The sequence below is a fragment of the Porphyrobacter sp. TH134 genome, assembly GCF_002855495.1.
GTDB lineage: Bacteria > Pseudomonadota > Alphaproteobacteria > Sphingomonadales > Sphingomonadaceae > Erythrobacter.
In genome coordinates this window covers 24,328-41,473 of record NZ_PKRO01000018.1, presented here as the reverse complement: position 1 = coordinate 41,473, position 17,146 = coordinate 24,328, and the positions used below count along the sequence as shown (strand labels likewise).

Sequence of the window (17,146 nt, the reverse complement as noted above, 5' to 3'; positions counted from 1 at the left end):
GCCCCTAGCTATCCTGCAAATCGTCCTCGATCACGATCACCTCGTCGGTCGGCAAGGTGCTGCGGTTGCGCACGCGCGGCTTGTCGAGGCTGGCCAGAACCTTGGTGTCGCGGCCGTAGATGTCCTTGAAGGTCGCCATCTCGCCATTGATGTCCGAGGCCATCGTGAAATAGGTGATGTAGGCAGGCCACTGCTTTTCCAACGCGACCTTGGTGTATTTGCCCGAGGTTGAGATCGCGATCGCCTCCTCCTTGGTTGCGCCCTTGCCCAGGATCGCCATCGTCATGGCGAGTTCCAGCGCGCGTTCGGTGCGCACACAGCCATGCGAAAGCGCGCGCGATTCGTTGGCAAACAGGTGGCGTGACGGCGTGTCGTGAAAGAAGATCGCGTGCGGGTTGGGCATTTCGAGCTTCATTTGCCCAAGCGAGTTGCCCGGCCCCGGCTGCTGCACAACCGTGATAAAACCATTGGCCCCCTTGGTCGCCACATAGCCATTGCGCTTGGCCCAGGCGGGATTGGCGAGCGCGCGGGCGCCCAGCCCCTCGCCCTTCACGATCGACTGCGGCACTGTCCACGTCGGGTTGAACACCACGCCCTCGACCATTTCGGCCAGCTGCGGGGTAGCGGTGCGCCCAGGCTTGCCAACGATCGTGCGATACGAGCTGATGATGCGGTTCTTGACCGTCAGCCGCAATTGGAACTCGGGCACGTTGGTGATAAGGTATTGCGAGCCAAGATCCCGTCCCAGCCAGCGCCAGCGGTCCATATTGGCGCGGATCAGCTTGCGCTTGGCGGTGTTGCTGGCAGGCGTGTTCGCCAATTCGGTCTTCAGCCGGGCATAATCGGGATGGGTCGGATTAAGCTTCATCAGCGTGCCCGCGATATCGCCTGACATCAGGGCATCGGCCAGCACATTGCCCGTGCGGTACAGATCGCGATCAGGATCGACCACGAACCATTGTTCGCGCGCGTCCATCGGCGTGCGCCCGTCGCGCAGGTCTTCCACCAGCCAGACAAAGCTTTGCGAGGCAAGTTCGTTCAATTCCTTGGGCGTGCCGGAAGCCAGCGCCACTTTGAGCGGCTCCAGATCATAATCCGCCGGGTCAAGCCCTTCGGCGCCGATCGCTTCGATCACACTGACCAGTTGTGCAGCCTGCGCCTTGGTCCAGACCTGCACCAAGGGGGCTTCGGCCTGCACGACGGGTTCGGACACGGTCTGCGGGAACGCCTGGGTGAAGGCTTCCGATGGCTTGGGCGCGGTCGGCGCGCCGGGCGTGGGGGCGGTCGTGGGCGTCGGCGTTGGGGCGGGCAGTTGCAAAGGCGCAGGGCTGCTGCGCTGCTGGCTGCCGGGCACGGTTGTAGCCTGTGCGCGCGCACCGTTTTGTGCGGGTGCAGCGGTGGTCAAAAGCGCCGCGACAGCCGCTCCGCACGCGAGTTTACCCGGAAACCTGATCATTCGTATCGCCTTTATTGCCCCGTGCCGGCCACAGACCGGCGCCGCCTTCGTCGGAATAACTCTACGCGCAGCGCCATGCCCCTATCAACCACCTTGGCTTTCACCTGGATTAATGTTCCCACTCTGACCACAATCGGCGTGGCCCCGGCGTGACCTTTTGCCCCGCGGCACTTATGGGCGTGGGCATGTCGTTTCGCAGCCACCCTTTGCTGCCCTTCGCCGCCGCATTGGCCGGGGTGGGTTTCCTGTCCCTGATGGATGCGTTCATGAAAGAGGCAGCGCTGATGATCGGCGCCTATATGGCCACTGTGCTGCGCGCTTTCATCGGCGCGGCGCTGATTGCCCCTGTCTGGCTGTCACGCGGGCCGGCCATGCCATCGCGCGCGGTATGGATGTTGCACCTGACGCGCGGGGTGGTGTCGGCCTTCATGGCGCTGACCTTCTTTTACGCGCTGACCCTGCTGCCGTTGGCCGAGGCTATCGCGCTCAGCTTCATCGCCCCGCTGATCGCGCTCTATCTGGCGCGTGTTCTGCTGGGCGAGGTGATCAGCCGCGCGGCGATCGGGGCGAGCGTGCTCGGCTTTGCGGGCACGCTGGTGATTGTCGGCGGACGGATCGGACAGGGCGCGTTTGATGAAGGCGCCGCGCTGGGCGTGGCCTCGCTGTTCGTCTCGGCGCTGCTCTATGCCTACAATTTCATCGTTATCCGGCGCCAGGCACAGGTGGCCGGGCCGCTGGAGATCGCGACCTTTCATAGCGGGATCGGCGGGCTGGTGTTGCTGACGCTCGCCCCGTTCCTGTGGGAGACGCCCTCGGGCGACGCCCTGGTGCCGCTGCTGGCGGCGGGCGCGCTGACGGTGGCGGGATCGCTGGCGATCGCATGGGCCTATGCCCGCGCGCCGGCCAGCGCGCTGGTGCCGACCGAATATTCCGGTTTCGTCTGGGCCGCCGCATTCGGCTGGCTGTTCTTCCGCGAGGCGGTGACATGGCCGACGCTGGCGGGGACCGCGCTGATCGTTACCGGCTGCTGGCTTGCCACCCGCCCGGAGCGCCCCGCAGCAGCGACGACCTGAGACGATTGTCCTAGGGGAACCCCCCTTGACCTCGCGCGCGAGACAGCGCAGTGCGACCCACGAAAACCGCGCCCCCTGAAGACTATCTTCGTGTGGATCGGGGGCGGGTCTAATCATAAGGATGGAACCCTCCCATGACCGCAATCGGCCAGGATTCGCTCGGCACGCGCCAGATGCTTGACGTTAACGGCAAGCAGTACGCCTATTACTCGCTGGCAAAGGCCGCGGAAGCGTTGGGCGACATCAGCAAGCTGCCGATCTCGATGAAGGTGCTGCTGGAAAACCTGCTGCGCTTTGAAGACGGCGGGTTCACCGTGGGCCGCGAGCATATCCAGGCGGTGGTCGACTGGCAGGCGAACCCCACCACGGGCGAGGAAATCCAGTACCGCCCGGCGCGCGTGCTGCTGCAGGACTTCACCGGGGTCCCCTGCGTGGTCGATCTTGCGGCGATGCGCGACGCCATCAAGAAGCTGGGCGGTGACACCGCCAAGATCAATCCGTTGGTACCGGTCAACCTCGTCATCGACCACTCGGTGATGGTCGACGAATTCGGCCATCCCAAGGCGATGGAAGCCAACATGGCCTTGGAATACGAGCGCAATGCCGAGCGTTACGACTTCCTCAAGTGGGGCTCCAAGAGCTTCAAGAACTTCACCGCCGTGCCCCCGGGCACCGGGATCTGCCACCAGGTGAACCTTGAGCATCTGGCGCAGGCGGTGTGGTCTTCGGAAGGCCCGGACGGCGTGATGGTCGCCTATCCTGACACCTGCGTGGGCACCGACAGCCACACCACCATGATCAACGGCCTCGGCGTGCTGGGCTGGGGCGTCGGCGGGATCGAGGCTGAGGCCGCGATGCTTGGCCAGCCGGTGTCGATGCTGATCCCCGAAGTGGTGGGCTTCTACCTTGAAGGCGCAATGGCCGAAGGCGTGACCGCGACCGATCTCGTGCTAACCTGCGTGCAGATGCTCCGCAATGTCGGCGTCGTGGGCCGCTTCGTCGAGTTCTACGGCCCGGGCGTTGCCAACCTCACGCTCGCTGACCGCGCCACCATTGCCAACATGGCGCCCGAATACGGCGCGACCTGCGGTTTCTTCGGCATCGACGACAAGACCCTCGATTATCTGCGCCTCACCGGCCGTAGCGAAGAGAACATCGCGCTGGTCGAAGCCTATGCCAAGGCGCAGGGCATGTGGTTTGATCCGGCCAATGTGCCGGTGTTCACCAAGACCCTCAGCCTCGACATGGCCGCGGTCGTCCCCAGCCTCGCCGGGCCGAAGCGCCCGCAGGACAAGGTGATCCTTCAGGAAGTCGACGACCTGTTCAATGCTGACCTGTCCAAGGTTTATGGCAAGTCCGCCGCCGCCCGCGTGGGCGTCGAAGGCGCGAGCCACGACATCGGCGATGGCGACGTGGTGATCGCCGCGATCACCTCCTGCACTAACACGTCCAACCCCGACGTGCTGATCGCCGCCGGTCTGGTTGCGAAGAAGGCGAACGAGAAGGGCCTCAAGCCCAAGCCCTGGGTCAAGACCAGCCTCGCCCCCGGATCGCAGGTGGTCACGGATTACCTGGTGAAGTCGGGCCTTCAGACCCACCTCGACGCCGTCGGCTTCGACCTCGTCGGCTATGGCTGCACCACCTGCATCGGCAATTCCGGCCCGCTCGCCGCGCCGATCAGCGCCGCGATCAACGGCAATGACATCGTTGCCGCCTCCGTGCTGTCGGGCAACCGCAACTTCGAAGGCCGCGTCTCGCCCGATGTGCGTGCCAACTTCCTCGCTTCGCCGCCGCTGGTGGTGGCCTATGCGCTGAAGGGCACGGTCACCGAGGACATCACCACCACCCCGATCGGGCAGGACCAGAACGGCAATGACGTGATGCTCGCCGATCTGTGGCCGACCAACGCCGAAATCGCGGAAAACCGCGCTGCCAATATCGACCGCTCGATGTTCGTCAGCCGCTACGCCAACGTCTATGACGGTGACGAGCACTGGCAGGCGATCACCGTCGAACCGTCCGACACCTATCAGTGGCGCGCCGGTTCGACCTATGTCGCCAACCCGCCCTATTTCGAGGGCATGACCATGACCCCGGCGCCGATCATGGACATCGTCGATGCCAAGCCGCTCGCGATCCTCGGCGATTCGGTCACCACCGACCACATCTCGCCGGCCGGTTCGATCAAGGAAGACAGCCCGGGCGGCAAGTTCCTGATGGCCAACCAGGTCGCCAAGAAGGACTTCAACTCCTACGGCTCGCGCCGCGGCCACCATGAAGTGATGATGCGCGGCACCTTCGCCAACATCCGCATCAAGAACGAAATGGTGCCGGGCGTCGAAGGCGGCTTCTCGACCTACGCGGGCGAGACCATGCCGATCTACGACGCGGCAATGAAGCACAAGGAAGACGGCACGCCGCTGGTGGTCATCGGCGGCAAGGAATACGGCACCGGCTCCAGCCGCGACTGGGCGGCCAAGGGCACGATCCTCTTGGGCGTGCGGATGGTGATCGTCGAAAGCTTCGAGCGTATCCACCGTTCCAACCTCGTCGGGATGGGCGTGCTGCCGCTCCAGTTCAAGGAAGGCGACACCCGCGCCACCCTCGGCCTCAGCGCAACCGACACCTTCTCGATCCGCGGCCTTGCCGATCTCACCCCCGGTCAGGACGTCACCGTTGACGTCACCCGCGAGGACGGCACGCAGTTCAGCTTCACCGCGCTGTGCCGGATCGATACCGCAAACGAGATGGAATATTACCGCCACGGCGGAATTCTCCATTACGTTCTGCGCAAGCTTGCGGCATAAAGGAACGCATGACGCCCGCTCGCCGCGCTCTTTTGCTCGCTCCGGCAATGCCGCTTGTGCCAGCGCTTCTGGCTCTGGCGGCCTGCGGGGGCGATCGCGGCGCGGCGGACGAGCAGCGGGGCGGATCGGGCGCGCCGATCGGCTTTGAACTGGCGATGGCGGCGACCGGGGCCGATGACACTGCGCCCGCCGCCCCCCCGGCGCCGGTCCAGCCTGTTACCCCGGCCGACCTGTGGGCGCGGATCGAGGCCGGCAACGTGCGCGTCATCGATGTCCGCACGCAGGCCGAGGTGGATAGCGGCATTATCCCAGAGGCTGAACACATCCCGCTCGACCAATTCGATCCGGCCAAGCTGGATCTTTCCGACGGGCGCGAAGTGGTGCTGTATTGCCGCTCCGGACGACGCTCGGCGATTGCAGCGCAGCAGCTTGCCGCCGCGATTGGCGGCCCGGTTCAACATCTCGATGGCGGGATGCTGGCGTGGGAAGCGCAAGGGCTTCCGGTCGATAAACCGGAACATCTCGAAGATTGAGCACAACGCAAAAGGGCGGCCCATCACAGGCCGCCCTTTTCATTTGGCCTATCCTTTTGACCTTAGCCCAGGAACTTGCGGCGTCCCAGAACCGCGGCAGCGGCGAGACCGAACAGCACGGTCATCGGCGGCGCGGGCACATCATGCCCGCCCGACGATGACGAGCTGCTGCTCGAAGACGAGGAGGACGAGGACGAGGACGAACTGCTGCCGGAAGAGCTGCTGCTGCCCGATGACCCCGAAGACCCGCTGCTACCCGACGAAGACGAACCACTGCTGCTCGAAGACGAGGAGGAGGACGACGACGAGGAACCGCTGGTGCTGGTGCTGCTGGTCATGTCGCCCGACGACGAACCGCTGCTGCCCGACGAGGAGGACGACGAGGATGATGAAGAGCTTCCGCTCGATCCGCCCGACGAGGTCGTCCCCGGATGGCCACCGCCCGGCTTGCCGCTGCTACCACCCGACGAGGATGACGAAGACGACGACGACGATGAGGAGCTGGACGACGAAGACGACGACGACGACCCGGACGATGTCACCGAGCCGGTCGATGTGCTGACATTGCCCGACGAGCTCGAAACCGTACCCGTGCTGGTGGACACTGCACCCGTGGAGGACGAAACATTGCCCGAGGACGACACCTGACCCGTGCTCGAAGAAACCTGACCGGTCGACGTCGAGGTCGACACCTGGCCAGTGGACGAACTGATCTGGCCCGAAGACGAGGTCGTGGAATTGTCGATGTCGATATCGATCACGACACCGCTCGACCCGCCATTGGAACCGCCATTGGTCCCACCGTTCGAGCCATCGCCCCCGCCCGAGGTCGATGTCGTGGTGGTGGTCGAAACCGACCCGCCGCCGCCCGATCCGCCGCCGCCAAAGAACCCGCCGAAGAAGCCGCCACCGCCGCCAAAGCCGAGGCCGCCGCCAAAGCCGCCGCCAAACCCGCCACCGGGGCCACCGCCGCCGGAAATCGGAGGAAGCGGCGGGAGCGGCGCTGGCATATAGGCCACCTGCGCAATCGGCGGACATTCGTTGGCGTCAAAATAGGCCTGCGTGGCGCCCGCCGGCGCACTTGCCGCAACCACCGTCCCTGCCGGACCAACCGGCTGGCATTCGATCGTGCGCTCGACAATCCGGCGGCGGCGTTGTTCCGGCATGGGAATCTCGCGCTCGCGCGTTTTGATGTAGCGCGCGCCAGTGACGGGATCGACCTGCACCAGCTTGCCGTCGATATTGGTCGAAAAGTCCGGCGCGTCCGTATTCATCGGCTCAGCCATGCGCACGGCACCGCCTTGCAACAAGGCGACACCCGCAGCGGCGGCGGAAAGCTTCGCGATGGCCAGTTTGAGCGACATAGTCGGTTACCCTGTTCACTTGTGGGCATGCCAGCGGACCAACCGCGACTTCCCCAAATCCAGTGCTCTTTTGATGCCAGAAGCGCAGCACGGGCAATCGGGTTAACCATGCCAGTGACGGCAAGCTGTCCGGAATCGCTCGGGAATCGGGGATTTTCGGGGTCGCTGTCCCGAACTGGCACCGAAAACGGGGGGTGCGTTAGCCGTAACGTTAACGCCTCGCCCCTGACTCAGTCTTCGAACAGCCCTGACTGGATCGGGGGTGATTCTCTGGGTGGGGCCATGTCGAGATGCGCCCAGCCGCCATCGTTCAGCACCCGGCCGCGCGCTGTCCGCGCGATCAGGCCGAGCTGGATCAGATAGGGTTCGACCACCTCTTCCACCGTGTCACGCGGTTCGGCGAGGCCCGCTGCGAGGGTCTCGATCCCCACCGGGCCGCCTTTGTACGTGGTCGCGATCATGGTGAGATAGCGCCGGTCCATCGCGTCCAGACCCAGCCGGTCGATCTCCAGCCGGGTCAGCGCTTCGTCGGCCACGTGGCGCGTGACGCTGGCTGCGCCCGCGACATCGGCAAAGTCGCGCACGCGGCGCAGCAGGCGGCCTGCCACACGCGGCGTGCCGCGGCTGCGGCGGGCGATTTCATGCGCGCCATCGGGCTGGATCGCGAGGCCGAGCAGCCCTGCGGCGCGGGTGACGACGCGCTCCAATTCCTCATGCGTGTAGAAATTGAGGCGGACGGGAATGCCGAAACGGTCGCGCAGCGGCGTGGTCAGCAGGCCTTGGCGGGTGGTCGCCCCGATCAGGGTGAAGGGCGGCAGGTCGATGCGGACAGAACGGGCGCTCGGCCCTTCGCCGATGATCAGGTCAAGCGCACGGTCCTCCATCGCCGGGTAGAGCACTTCCTCGACCACGGGAGACAGGCGGTGGATCTCGTCGATGAACAGCACGTCATGCGGTTCGAGATTGGTGAGCAGCGCAGCCAGATCGCCCGCCTTGGCGATGACGGGGCCGCTAGTTGCGCGGAAGCCGACGCCAAGCTCGCCCGCGATGATCTGCGCCAACGTGGTCTTGCCGAGGCCTGGGGGGCCGAAGAACAGCGTATGATCCATCGCCTCCGCGCGCGCGCGCGCCGCCGCGATGAAGACCGCGAGGTTACCCTTGGCCGCTTCCTGCCCGACGAATTCGGCGAGCCGGCGCGGACGCAGGGCTGCGTCCTGATCGCCGGGCTGGCGGGTGGGGGTGTGGAGGGGGTCAGTCATTGATACCTGCACGTGTCGCGCTGGTAATCCCATGCGCCGCCCCGGTCGAGGCAAGTGTCGATGTCGAGCCAATCGTCAAGCCATGCACCTGCGAACATGTCTCCGATGAAGATGGCCGAAGCAAGCAATGCCCGCCTCATGACCAACATCCAAACACTGCGATGGTCCGTGCCATGGATCCTGAAACAAGTTCAGGATGACGATGAATTGCGCAAACCTCTGAAAACTCGTCATGCTGAACTTGTTTCAGCATCCATCGTGACGCAGTCTCAGGTTCATGCGGCAAGAGCGCCAGCCCTGCGTCTACATCCTCGCCAGCCAGCGGCATGGCACGCTCTACATCGGCGTCACCAGCGACCTTGTCGGCCGGCTGTGCCAGCATCGGAATGGCGTGGTCCCCGGCTTCACCAGCCGCCACAAGGTCCACCACCTCGTCCGCTACGAGCTGTTTGGCGACATGCAGCAGGCGATCCTGCGCGAAAAGCAGCTGAAGCGCTGGCACCGGCAGTGGAAGGTCAACCTGATCGCAAGCGAGAACCCCGATTGGCATGATCTGGCGGTGGGGTTGGGCTTGCCGCCCATCGACCTGCGCTGATGGCATGATGGATGCTGAAACGAGTTCAGCATGACGAGAGTGGGAGGCAAACATCACCCCGCCGCCTTCTTCAGCGCCACGCGGATCAGGTCGCCTTCGCTCGCGCCTTCACCCAGTTCCTCCAGCGCCCGCGCCACCGCCTGCGCCGCGACCGCGGGCTTGAACCCGAGGTTCTCCAGCGCGCTTGCCGCGTCCGCGCCGACACTGCCAGCGGGCGCCGCCGCCGCGCCAATCGCAAACCCGCCTGAGCCGCCGGGCATTCCGCCGGCCTTGTCCTTCAACTCGTTGACGATCCGCGCCGCCAGCTTCGGCCCGACCCCGTTGGCGCGTGTCACCATGGCCGCATCGCCCTTACCGCAAGCCTCGCGCAATTCGCCGGTCGAGAGCGCCGAAAGGATCGCCAGCGCCACTTTGCTGCCCACGCTCTGCACCCCGGTCAGCAGCCGGAACCAGTCGCGCTCCGCACTGTCGGCAAAGCCGAGCAGGCGCATGTCGGTCTCGCTTACCTGCATTTGCGTGTGGACGGTGCAGAACTCCCCCACCGATCCCAGCGCCGACAGCGTGCGGCTGGAACACTGGACGAGGTAACCCACCCCGCCGACATCGACGATGGCCCAGTCCTCGCCCGTGCTGTCGAGCCTGCCTGAAAGTTTGGCGATCATGGTTTGTTCGTGCCGCAAGGTGGCCCAAGCGTCCAGCCTTTATGGACAGATGCCCACACTTGCGCCAGATGGCACTCCCATGAGCTGGAACACCTTCGGGCGCGTGCTGCGCTTTACCACCTGGGGCGAAAGTCATGGGCCTGCGCTGGGCGCAGTGGTCGACGGGTGCCCGCCGGGCCTCGCGATCTCTGAGGCCTTCATCCAGCCTTTCATGGACGCGCGCAAGCCGGGCACCAGCCGCTTCACCACGCAGCGGCGCGAGGATGATCTGGTGCGCATTCTTTCGGGGGTGTTCGAGGGCAAGACCACCGGCACGCCGATTGCGCTGCACATCGAGAACACCGACCAGCGCTCGAAAGACTACAGCGCCATCGCGCAGCAATACCGTCCGGGCCATGCCGACTACGCCTATGACGCCAAATACGGCATCCGCGACTATCGCGGCGGCGGCAGGTCCTCCGCGCGCGAGACTGCGGCGCGGGTCGCGGCTGGCGCGGTGGCGCGGCTGGTGATCCCCGAGGTCAGCATCGTGGCCTACGTGTGCGAACTAGGCGGCGACCGGATCGACCCTGCGCAAATCGACTATGCCGAGATCGCCCGCAACCCGTTCTTTTGCCCCGACGCGCAAGCCGCCAGGCGCTGGGAAGCCAAGGTCGACGAGGCCCGGAAGGCTGGATCATCGCTGGGCGCGGTGGTCGAATGCGTCGCGACCGGTGTGCCGGCGGGCTGGGGCGCGCCGATCTACGCCAAGCTCGACAGCGATCTGGCCGCCGCGATGATGAGCATCAACGCGGTCAAGGGCGTCGAGATCGGGGACGGCTTCGAAGCCGCGCGCCTGACCGGGGAACAGAACGCCGACCGGATGAGCCCCGGAGCGGATGGCAAGCCCGAATACCTCGCCAACCACGCGGGCGGCACGGCGGGCGGCATCTCGACCGGGCAGCCGGTGGTGTGCCGGGTGGCGTTCAAGCCGACCTCATCGATCCTCACCCCCGTGGAGTCGATCAACTCGGCGGGCGAGGCGGTGGAAGTGGTCACCAAGGGCCGCCACGATCCGTGCGTCGGCCTGCGCGGCACGCCGGTGGTCGAAGCGATGATGGCGCTGGTGCTGGCTGACCACAAGCTGCTGCACCGGGGGCAGGTGGGGTAATCTGGGTGGCGGCTTTGCCTCGCTTCTGAAAAATTCCTGCCGTTCGGGTGGCGACCCCGAAGCGGTCATTAGGGCCATAGAATCCAATTTACGTCTTTTCACCAGACGCTTATGATTAAGGGTATGTGGTTTGGCGTCATCCCCTTGGCAATTACCTTGGCGGGAACGTCCGCTGCGTTGGCCGCGCCGCCAGATGCTCCCGCTGCCGAAAGCAGCCCCGCGGGAACCACTATCATAGTGAGGCCCCCAGCGACTGAGAGCGAACGTCGGCAGGAGTTGCGTGAATTCACAAAGCAAATTGTGCGACCGCCGCGGATGCATCACCCGATAGCGAGATTCTTCTTCCCGGTATGCCCACAAGTTCGCGGTCTCGCCCCCGCTGATGCCGAAGCGATTGCCGAGCGCATACGGCAGAACGCACGTGCATTGGGTGTTGGTGCGAATGACGACCCGAAATGCACGCCGACGATCTTGATCGCATTCATGTCCCCTGCTGCGGGGCCACCAGAAAAATGGCTGTCCGACGAATCTCCGCAGCTGGCTCATTTGGCCGCCCGCGAGCGGGAGCGGGTTCTATCCGAAGCAGGCCCCGTGCGGGCATGGAATCGAGTTGAAGTCCGCGACTTCTATGGTCAACCACAAGTCATCGGTGAGATGACCCGCATCGACCCTCCGCCCAAATCCAAGACCGACCCGCTCATCACGATTGAAATTACCGGAGCCACTGTGCTAGTTGCTCGCGAGGCTGCGGAGGGGCTGACGCTTGCTCAACTGGCCGACTATGTGACCATGCGCACGCTAATCGGCACGGGCGCACCGCCAGACGGCGGGCCGACTCCCGTTCAGACAATCCTGTCTCTTTTCGAGGATGCCGATCCCCCCATCGAAATGACAGCATTCGATAAGGCATTGGTGGCCGAACTCTACAACGCCTCGCAGAATTCATCCGCACGGCGGGTCTACAATGACATCGCGGCGGCTGCCGTTAGGTCGGAGGTCAAAACTTCCAGGGAAGAGTAGGCAGAAGGGTTGCGCGCATCGCGTCACGATAAAGCAGCCATTCGCCTTTCCACCCACGTGCAGTCATAGCGAAATCAGCCGCCACCCTCCAAAAGCGGACTAACCGCTACGCGAGCCTGAACGCCAAATCCGATTGGTTCCATCGCTACTGATTGATAAAAGCGATCTTCGCAATCGCAACAATCAACTTTTGTGCAGCGCAAAACATCCTATCTGGGCATGACAAGTTCACCCCACCCACCTCTCAACCCAACACAAGGAAAACTCCCATGGGTATCATCGGTTCGACCCTTCAGCCGTTCAAGGCCACCGCATTCCAGGCCGGCAAGGACTTCTTCGACGTCACCGACGCCGATCTCGCCGGCAAGTGGTCGGTGTTCTTCTTCTATCCGGCCGACTGGACCTTCGTCTGCCCGACCGAGCTGGAAGACATGGGCGAAAAGTACGGCACGCTTCAGGCGATGGGCGTGGAAGTTTACGCCGTCAGCACCGACACGCATTTCAGCCACAAGGCCTGGCACGACAATTCGGACAAGATCAGCAAGCTGACCTTCCCGTTCCTGGGTGACCAGAACCACGTGCTGTCGAACCAGTTCGGCGTGCTGCGTCAGGATTCGGGCCTTGCTGACCGTGCGACCTTCGTCGTCGATCCGGACGGCGTGATCCAGATCATGGAAATCACCTGCGAAGGCGTGGGCCGCAATGCCAATGAACTGACCCGCAAGATCAAGGCTGCGCAGTATGTGCGCGCCAACCCCGGTCAGGTCTGCCCGGCGGCGTGGGAAGAAGGCAGCGACACGCTGGCCCCCTCGCTCGATCTGGTCGGCAAGATCTAAGCGGTACACTTTCGGTCAGCGCGGGGCTCTCCCCCTCCCCCACGCCCTGCGCTGACTGACAAATCCCGAGAGCCGCGACGCCCTCGGGTCGTAGCCGGGACCGGATGCGCCCGCCCCTTCCCCCTTTCGGGGCAAGCGCTGTCCGGTCCCGCGTTACTTAACCCCATGCCCCTTCCTCGTTCTTGCGAGGAGCCGGAGGCGACGTGGCAATCCATGGTCTGACATTCTCACCGTAGGTTCAGTCTGTCCATGGATTGCCACGTCGCCCCTTGCGGGGCTCCTCGCAATGACGAAGGAAAAAGACTCATGCTCGACGCAGCCATGCAGGCCCAGCTCAAGACCTACCTTGCGAACCTTCGCGAAGGGATCGAATTGGTCGCCAGCCTTGATGACAGCGAGAAGTCGCGCCAGACCCGTCAGCTGATCGTACAGATCGCCGGGCTGCACGATCTCGTCACCGCGCGCTTTGACGGCACCGATGATCGCAAGCCCAGCTTCGTCATCCGCCGCGCGTCCGACGCGGAAAAGTGGGTGCGCTTTGCGGGCCTGCCGATGGGCCATGAATTCACTTCGCTTGTGCTCGCGCTGCTGTGGGCCGGTGGCCATCCGCCCAAGGTCAATGCGGATCTGATCGAACAGGTCCGCGCACTCGAAGGCGATTACAATTTCGACATGTTCTTCTCGCTGTCGTGCCACAACTGCCCCGACGTGGTGCAGGCGCTGACCCTGATGGCCCTCGAAAACCCGCGCATCACCGCGACCCTGATCGAAGGCGGCACCTTCCAGGACGAGGTCGAGCGCCGCGATATCATGGCGGTGCCCGCGACGTTCCTGAACGGCGAGCCGTTTTACAACGGCAAGATGGAGCTGGCCGAAATCCTGTCGAAGCTCGACAAGAATGCCGATGCCAAGCAGGCCGAGAAGCTCGCCGCCGAGGCCCCGTTCGAGGTGCTGGTGATCGGCGGCGGCCCGGCGGGTGCGGCAGCGGCGGTCTATACCGCGCGCAAGGGTTTTCGGACTGGCATCGCCGCTGAAAGGTTCGGGGGCCAGTTGATGGATACGCTCGGGATCGAGAACCTCCCCGGCACGCCTTACACCGAAGGCCCCAAGCTGACCGACAGCCTCAAGAAGCACGTCGGCGAGTACGAAATCGACCTGATGGACCTGGCCCGCGCGGTCGAACTCAAGCCCGCCAAGGACGTCGGCGGCTTCCATGAAGTCGTGATGGCCAATGGCGCGAGCCTCAAGGCGCGCTCGCTGATCCTGTCGACCGGCGCGCGCTGGCGCAACCTCGGCGTGCCGGGCGAGGCGGAGTATCGCAACAAGGGCGTGGCCTATTGCCCGCACTGCGATGGCCCGCTGTTCAAGGGCAAGCGCATCGCGGTGATCGGCGGCGGCAATTCCGGCGTCGAAGCGGCGATCGATCTCGCCGGAATCGTCGGCCATGTGACGCTGATCGAATTCGACGTGAAGCTGCGCGCGGATGAAGTGCTGCAACGCAAGCTGCGCTCGATGCCGAATGTCGAGATCATCACCAACGGCCAGACCACCGAGGTGTTGGGTGATGGTACGCGGGTCAACGGATTGGTGGTCAAAAATAGGGCAGACGGAACCGAACGGCGGATCGCGCTGGAAGGCGTGTTCGTGCAGATCGGTCTCGTTCCCAACACCGAATGGCTCCGCGAGACAGACCTAAGCCTCTCGAAATTCGGGGAAATCATCGTCGACGATCACGGCGCAACCAACCTGCCCGGAATTTATGCAGCAGGCGATTGCACCACCGTGCCGCACAAGCAGATCGTGGTGGCCATGGGCGAAGGCGCAAAGGCGGGGCTGGGGGCGTTTGACTTCCTGATCCGCAACGAGCCGGTCGAGGAAGTGGCGCAGGCCGCGTAACATCCCAGCCGCCCAACGATACACAAACGGGCTCCCTGTGCGGGGGCCCGTTTTGTTTGTGCGGCAGGCTGAATTAATCGCTCCACTCAATCAAATCTTCCGCATTAATCGATTGGACGCACCGTCGGCAAAGGGTCATCTTCCCTCCATAGGCTTCGCGTACGACCGCGAGTCTGAACCCGAGAGGAGATATATCATGGACGCAAAAACCGGAGATATCAGCGGTTGCCCGTTCCACGGCAGCATGGACATGCGCAATCTGCTGGGCCGTACCAACCGCGATTGGTGGCCGCAGGCAATGCAGCTCGACATCCTGACCGAGCAAGGCAAAAGCGCAAACCCTTACGGCGAAGACTTCGATTACGCCGAGGCGTTCAACGCGCTCGATTACAACGCGCTGAAGGCTGATCTGACCGCGCTGATGACCGACAGCCAGCCGTGGTGGCCGGCCGATTACGGGCATTACGGCCCGTTCTTCATCCGCATGGCCTGGCACGCGGCGGGTACTTACCGTACGGGTGATGGCCGGGGTGGTGCTGGCAGCGGGCAGCAGCGCTTTGCGCCGCTCAATTCCTGGCCCGACAACGGCAACCTCGACAAGGCGCGCCGCCTGCTGTGGCCGATCAAGCAGAAGTACGGGAAGAACATCAGCTGGGCTGACCTGTTCATCCTCACCGGCAACGTCGCCATTGAATCGATGGGCGGCCCGGTGTTCGGCTTCGGCGGCGGGCGCGCGGACGTCTATGAGCCTGAGTCAGTCTACTGGGGCACGGAAGAACAGTGGGTCAACGAAGGCGTTGCCACCCGCATCCAGCCCAAGGAAGGCCGCGCGCTGGAAAACCCGCTCGCCGCGATCCAGATGGGCCTCATCTACGTCAATCCCGAAGGGCCGCAGGGCAACCCGCATGACCCCGAGGGCATGGCCCGCGACATGCGCGAAACCTTCGCCCGCATGGCCATGAACGACGAGGAAACCGTTGCCCTCACCGCGGGCGGTCACGCCTTCGGCAAGGCCCACGGCGCAGAACCGTCTGACACCTTCGGCGGCGCGCCCGAAAGCGAAGACCTGCACCTGATGGGCTTCGGCTGGCTGAATGACGCGGACGACATCGCCCGCGGCAACATCACCACGTCCGGCATCGAAGGCAGCTGGACGAACAACCCGACGTCCTGGAGCCACGACTACTTCCGCATCCTGTTCAAGTACGACTTCGAACTGGTGAAATCGCCCGCTGGTGCCCACCAGTGGACCCCGATCAACCCCGATCCGGAAGATCTGGCTCCCGATGCGCGCGACCCGAACAAGCGCGTGCCGACGATGATGACCACGGCCGACATGGCGCTCAAGAACGATCCGGAATATCGCAAGATTTCCGAGCGGTTCCTGGCGCACCCGGAGCAGCTCGACGATGCCTTTGCCCGCGCATGGTTCAAGCTGTGCCACCGCGACATGGGGCCCAAGGTGCGTTACCTCGGCCCGGAAGTGCCGGAAGAAACGCTGATCTGGCAGGACCCGGTTCCGGCTGGCACGACGCCGTCCGATGCCGAAGTCGCCCGCTTCAAGGATGCGATCCTCAGCAGCGGCCTCAGCGTGCGCGAGCTGGTGAAAGCGGCCTGGGCCTCGGCCTCGACCTACCGCAACTCCGACCACCGCGGCGGGGCCAACGGCGCGCGCATCCGGCTGGAGCCGCAGCGTTCGTGGGCGGTCAATGATCCGGCGGAGCTTTCGAAGGTGCTCGATACCATCGAGGCGCATCGCGGCAGCCTGAGCATGGCCGATGCGATCGTGCTGGCGGGTTCGGCAGCGGTCGAGAAGGCGGCCAAGGATGCGGGCTTCGACGTCACCGTGCCGTTCATGGGCGGCCGCGGCGATGCGACCGAGGAGCACACCGATGCCGATAGCTTCGAAGCGCTGGAACCTTTCGCCGATGGTTTCCGCAACTACCTCAAGACCAAGGCACAGGTCCGCACCGAGGAGATGCTGATCGACCGGGCGCACCTGCTCGGCCTGTCGATCCCGGAGTTGACGGTGCTGGTCGGCGGGATGCGGGCGCTGGGCGCGGTGAGCGATCATGCCCACCACGGCCACCGGATCGGCGTGCTGACCGAAACCCCGGGCAAGCTCACGCCGGACTTCTTCCGCAACCTGCTCGACATGGGGACCAAGTGGTCGCCGGTCGATGACAGTGGTGACGAGGAATATGTCGGCGTGGACCGCGCGACGGGCGAGGAAAAGTGGCGCGCGACCCGCACCGATCTCGTCTTCGGCTCAAACTCGATGCTGCGCGCGCAGGCCGAGGTCTATGCCGAGAGCGGGAACGAGGGCAAGTTCGTGTGCGATTTCATCTCGGCCTGGACCAAGGTGATGAACGCCGATCGCTTCGATGTGAGCTACGCCAAGTATCACGCCTGAAGCGCCGCGACACTCTGACCAGAAAGAGGCCCTCGGCAGCGATGCCGGGGGCCTTTTTCATTGCCGGTTTTTGGGGGGGGCG

The 17,146-nt window shown here is 64.4% G+C and carries 14 protein-coding genes; 11 read left to right on the top strand and 3 right to left on the bottom strand.

Translation table 11 applies throughout. From position 1 onward, the window contains the following. Positions 1 to 4: 4 nt before the first annotated feature. A complete protein-coding gene (locus C0V72_RS09450) occupies positions 5 to 1,456 on the bottom strand; it encodes a L,D-transpeptidase family protein (RefSeq protein WP_233999873.1) in 1,452 nt (483 codons plus the stop codon). A gap of 185 nt (positions 1,457 to 1,641) precedes the next feature. On the opposite strand from C0V72_RS09450, the gene C0V72_RS09445 reads away from it, so the two are divergent. The 5 genes from C0V72_RS09445 (at position 1,642) to C0V72_RS16215 (ending at position 6,883) form a co-directional block, all read left to right on the top strand. Further along, the gene (locus C0V72_RS09445; RefSeq protein WP_101793904.1) at positions 1,642 to 2,529 is read left to right on the top strand and encodes a DMT family transporter; all 888 of its coding nucleotides are present in this window, start codon (positions 1,642 to 1,644) and stop codon (positions 2,527 to 2,529) included. 134 nt (positions 2,530 to 2,663) lie between these two features. After that, entirely contained in the window at positions 2,664 to 5,336 is a 2,673-nt protein-coding gene (gene acnA / locus C0V72_RS09440) for an aconitate hydratase AcnA (protein ID WP_101793885.1), read from the top strand. 8 nt (positions 5,337 to 5,344) lie between these two features. After that, positions 5,345 to 5,869, top strand: coding sequence for a rhodanese-like domain-containing protein (locus C0V72_RS09435; protein ID WP_101793884.1), 525 nt, complete (start codon positions 5,345 to 5,347; stop codon positions 5,867 to 5,869). Between the two features lie 75 nt (positions 5,870 to 5,944). Next, entirely contained in the window at positions 5,945 to 6,517 is a 573-nt protein-coding gene (locus C0V72_RS16520; RefSeq protein ID WP_199797787.1) for a hypothetical protein, read from the top strand. A gap of 51 nt (positions 6,518 to 6,568) precedes the next feature. Continuing rightward, the gene (locus C0V72_RS16215; RefSeq protein ID WP_143704560.1) at positions 6,569 to 6,883 is read left to right on the top strand and encodes a hypothetical protein; all 315 of its coding nucleotides are present in this window, start codon (positions 6,569 to 6,571) and stop codon (positions 6,881 to 6,883) included. Between the two features lie 580 nt (positions 6,884 to 7,463). Here the strand turns inward: C0V72_RS16215 and ruvB are convergent. Then, a complete protein-coding gene (ruvB, locus tag C0V72_RS09425; protein ID WP_101793883.1) occupies positions 7,464 to 8,492 on the bottom strand; it encodes a Holliday junction branch migration DNA helicase RuvB in 1,029 nt (342 codons plus the stop codon). A gap of 277 nt (positions 8,493 to 8,769) precedes the next feature. Between ruvB and C0V72_RS09420 the strand changes: the two genes are divergently transcribed. Continuing rightward, a complete protein-coding gene (locus C0V72_RS09420; protein WP_101793882.1) occupies positions 8,770 to 9,087 on the top strand; it encodes a GIY-YIG nuclease family protein in 318 nt (105 codons plus the stop codon). A gap of 53 nt (positions 9,088 to 9,140) precedes the next feature. On the opposite strand, the gene ruvA is transcribed toward C0V72_RS09420, so the two are convergent. Beyond that, entirely contained in the window at positions 9,141 to 9,749 is a 609-nt protein-coding gene (ruvA, locus tag C0V72_RS09415) for a Holliday junction branch migration protein RuvA (protein WP_101793881.1), read from the bottom strand. Between the two features lie 79 nt (positions 9,750 to 9,828). Between ruvA and aroC the strand changes: the two genes are divergently transcribed. The 5 genes from aroC to katG all read left to right on the top strand — a co-directional run bounded on the left by aroC (position 9,829) and on the right by katG (position 17,064). Beyond that, a complete protein-coding gene (aroC, locus tag C0V72_RS09410; RefSeq protein WP_101793880.1) occupies positions 9,829 to 10,899 on the top strand; it encodes a chorismate synthase in 1,071 nt (356 codons plus the stop codon). Positions 10,900 to 11,175: 276 nt separating this feature from the next. After that, positions 11,176 to 11,919 carry a hypothetical protein gene (locus tag C0V72_RS09405; protein WP_143704559.1) on the top strand — a complete coding sequence of 248 codons (744 nt, stop codon included), beginning with the start codon at positions 11,176 to 11,178 and terminating at the stop codon, positions 11,917 to 11,919. A 269-nt stretch (positions 11,920 to 12,188) separates the two neighbouring features. Beyond that, positions 12,189 to 12,755, top strand: coding sequence for an alkyl hydroperoxide reductase subunit C (gene ahpC, locus C0V72_RS09400; protein WP_101793878.1), 567 nt, complete (start codon positions 12,189 to 12,191; stop codon positions 12,753 to 12,755). A gap of 306 nt (positions 12,756 to 13,061) precedes the next feature. Beyond that, positions 13,062 to 14,651, top strand: coding sequence for an alkyl hydroperoxide reductase subunit F (gene ahpF, locus C0V72_RS09395; RefSeq protein WP_101793877.1), 1,590 nt, complete (start codon positions 13,062 to 13,064; stop codon positions 14,649 to 14,651). A 196-nt stretch (positions 14,652 to 14,847) separates the two neighbouring features. After that, positions 14,848 to 17,064 carry a catalase/peroxidase HPI gene (gene katG, locus C0V72_RS09390; RefSeq protein ID WP_101793876.1) on the top strand — a complete coding sequence of 739 codons (2,217 nt, stop codon included), beginning with the start codon at positions 14,848 to 14,850 and terminating at the stop codon, positions 17,062 to 17,064. The last annotated feature ends 82 nt before the right edge of the window (positions 17,065 to 17,146 follow it).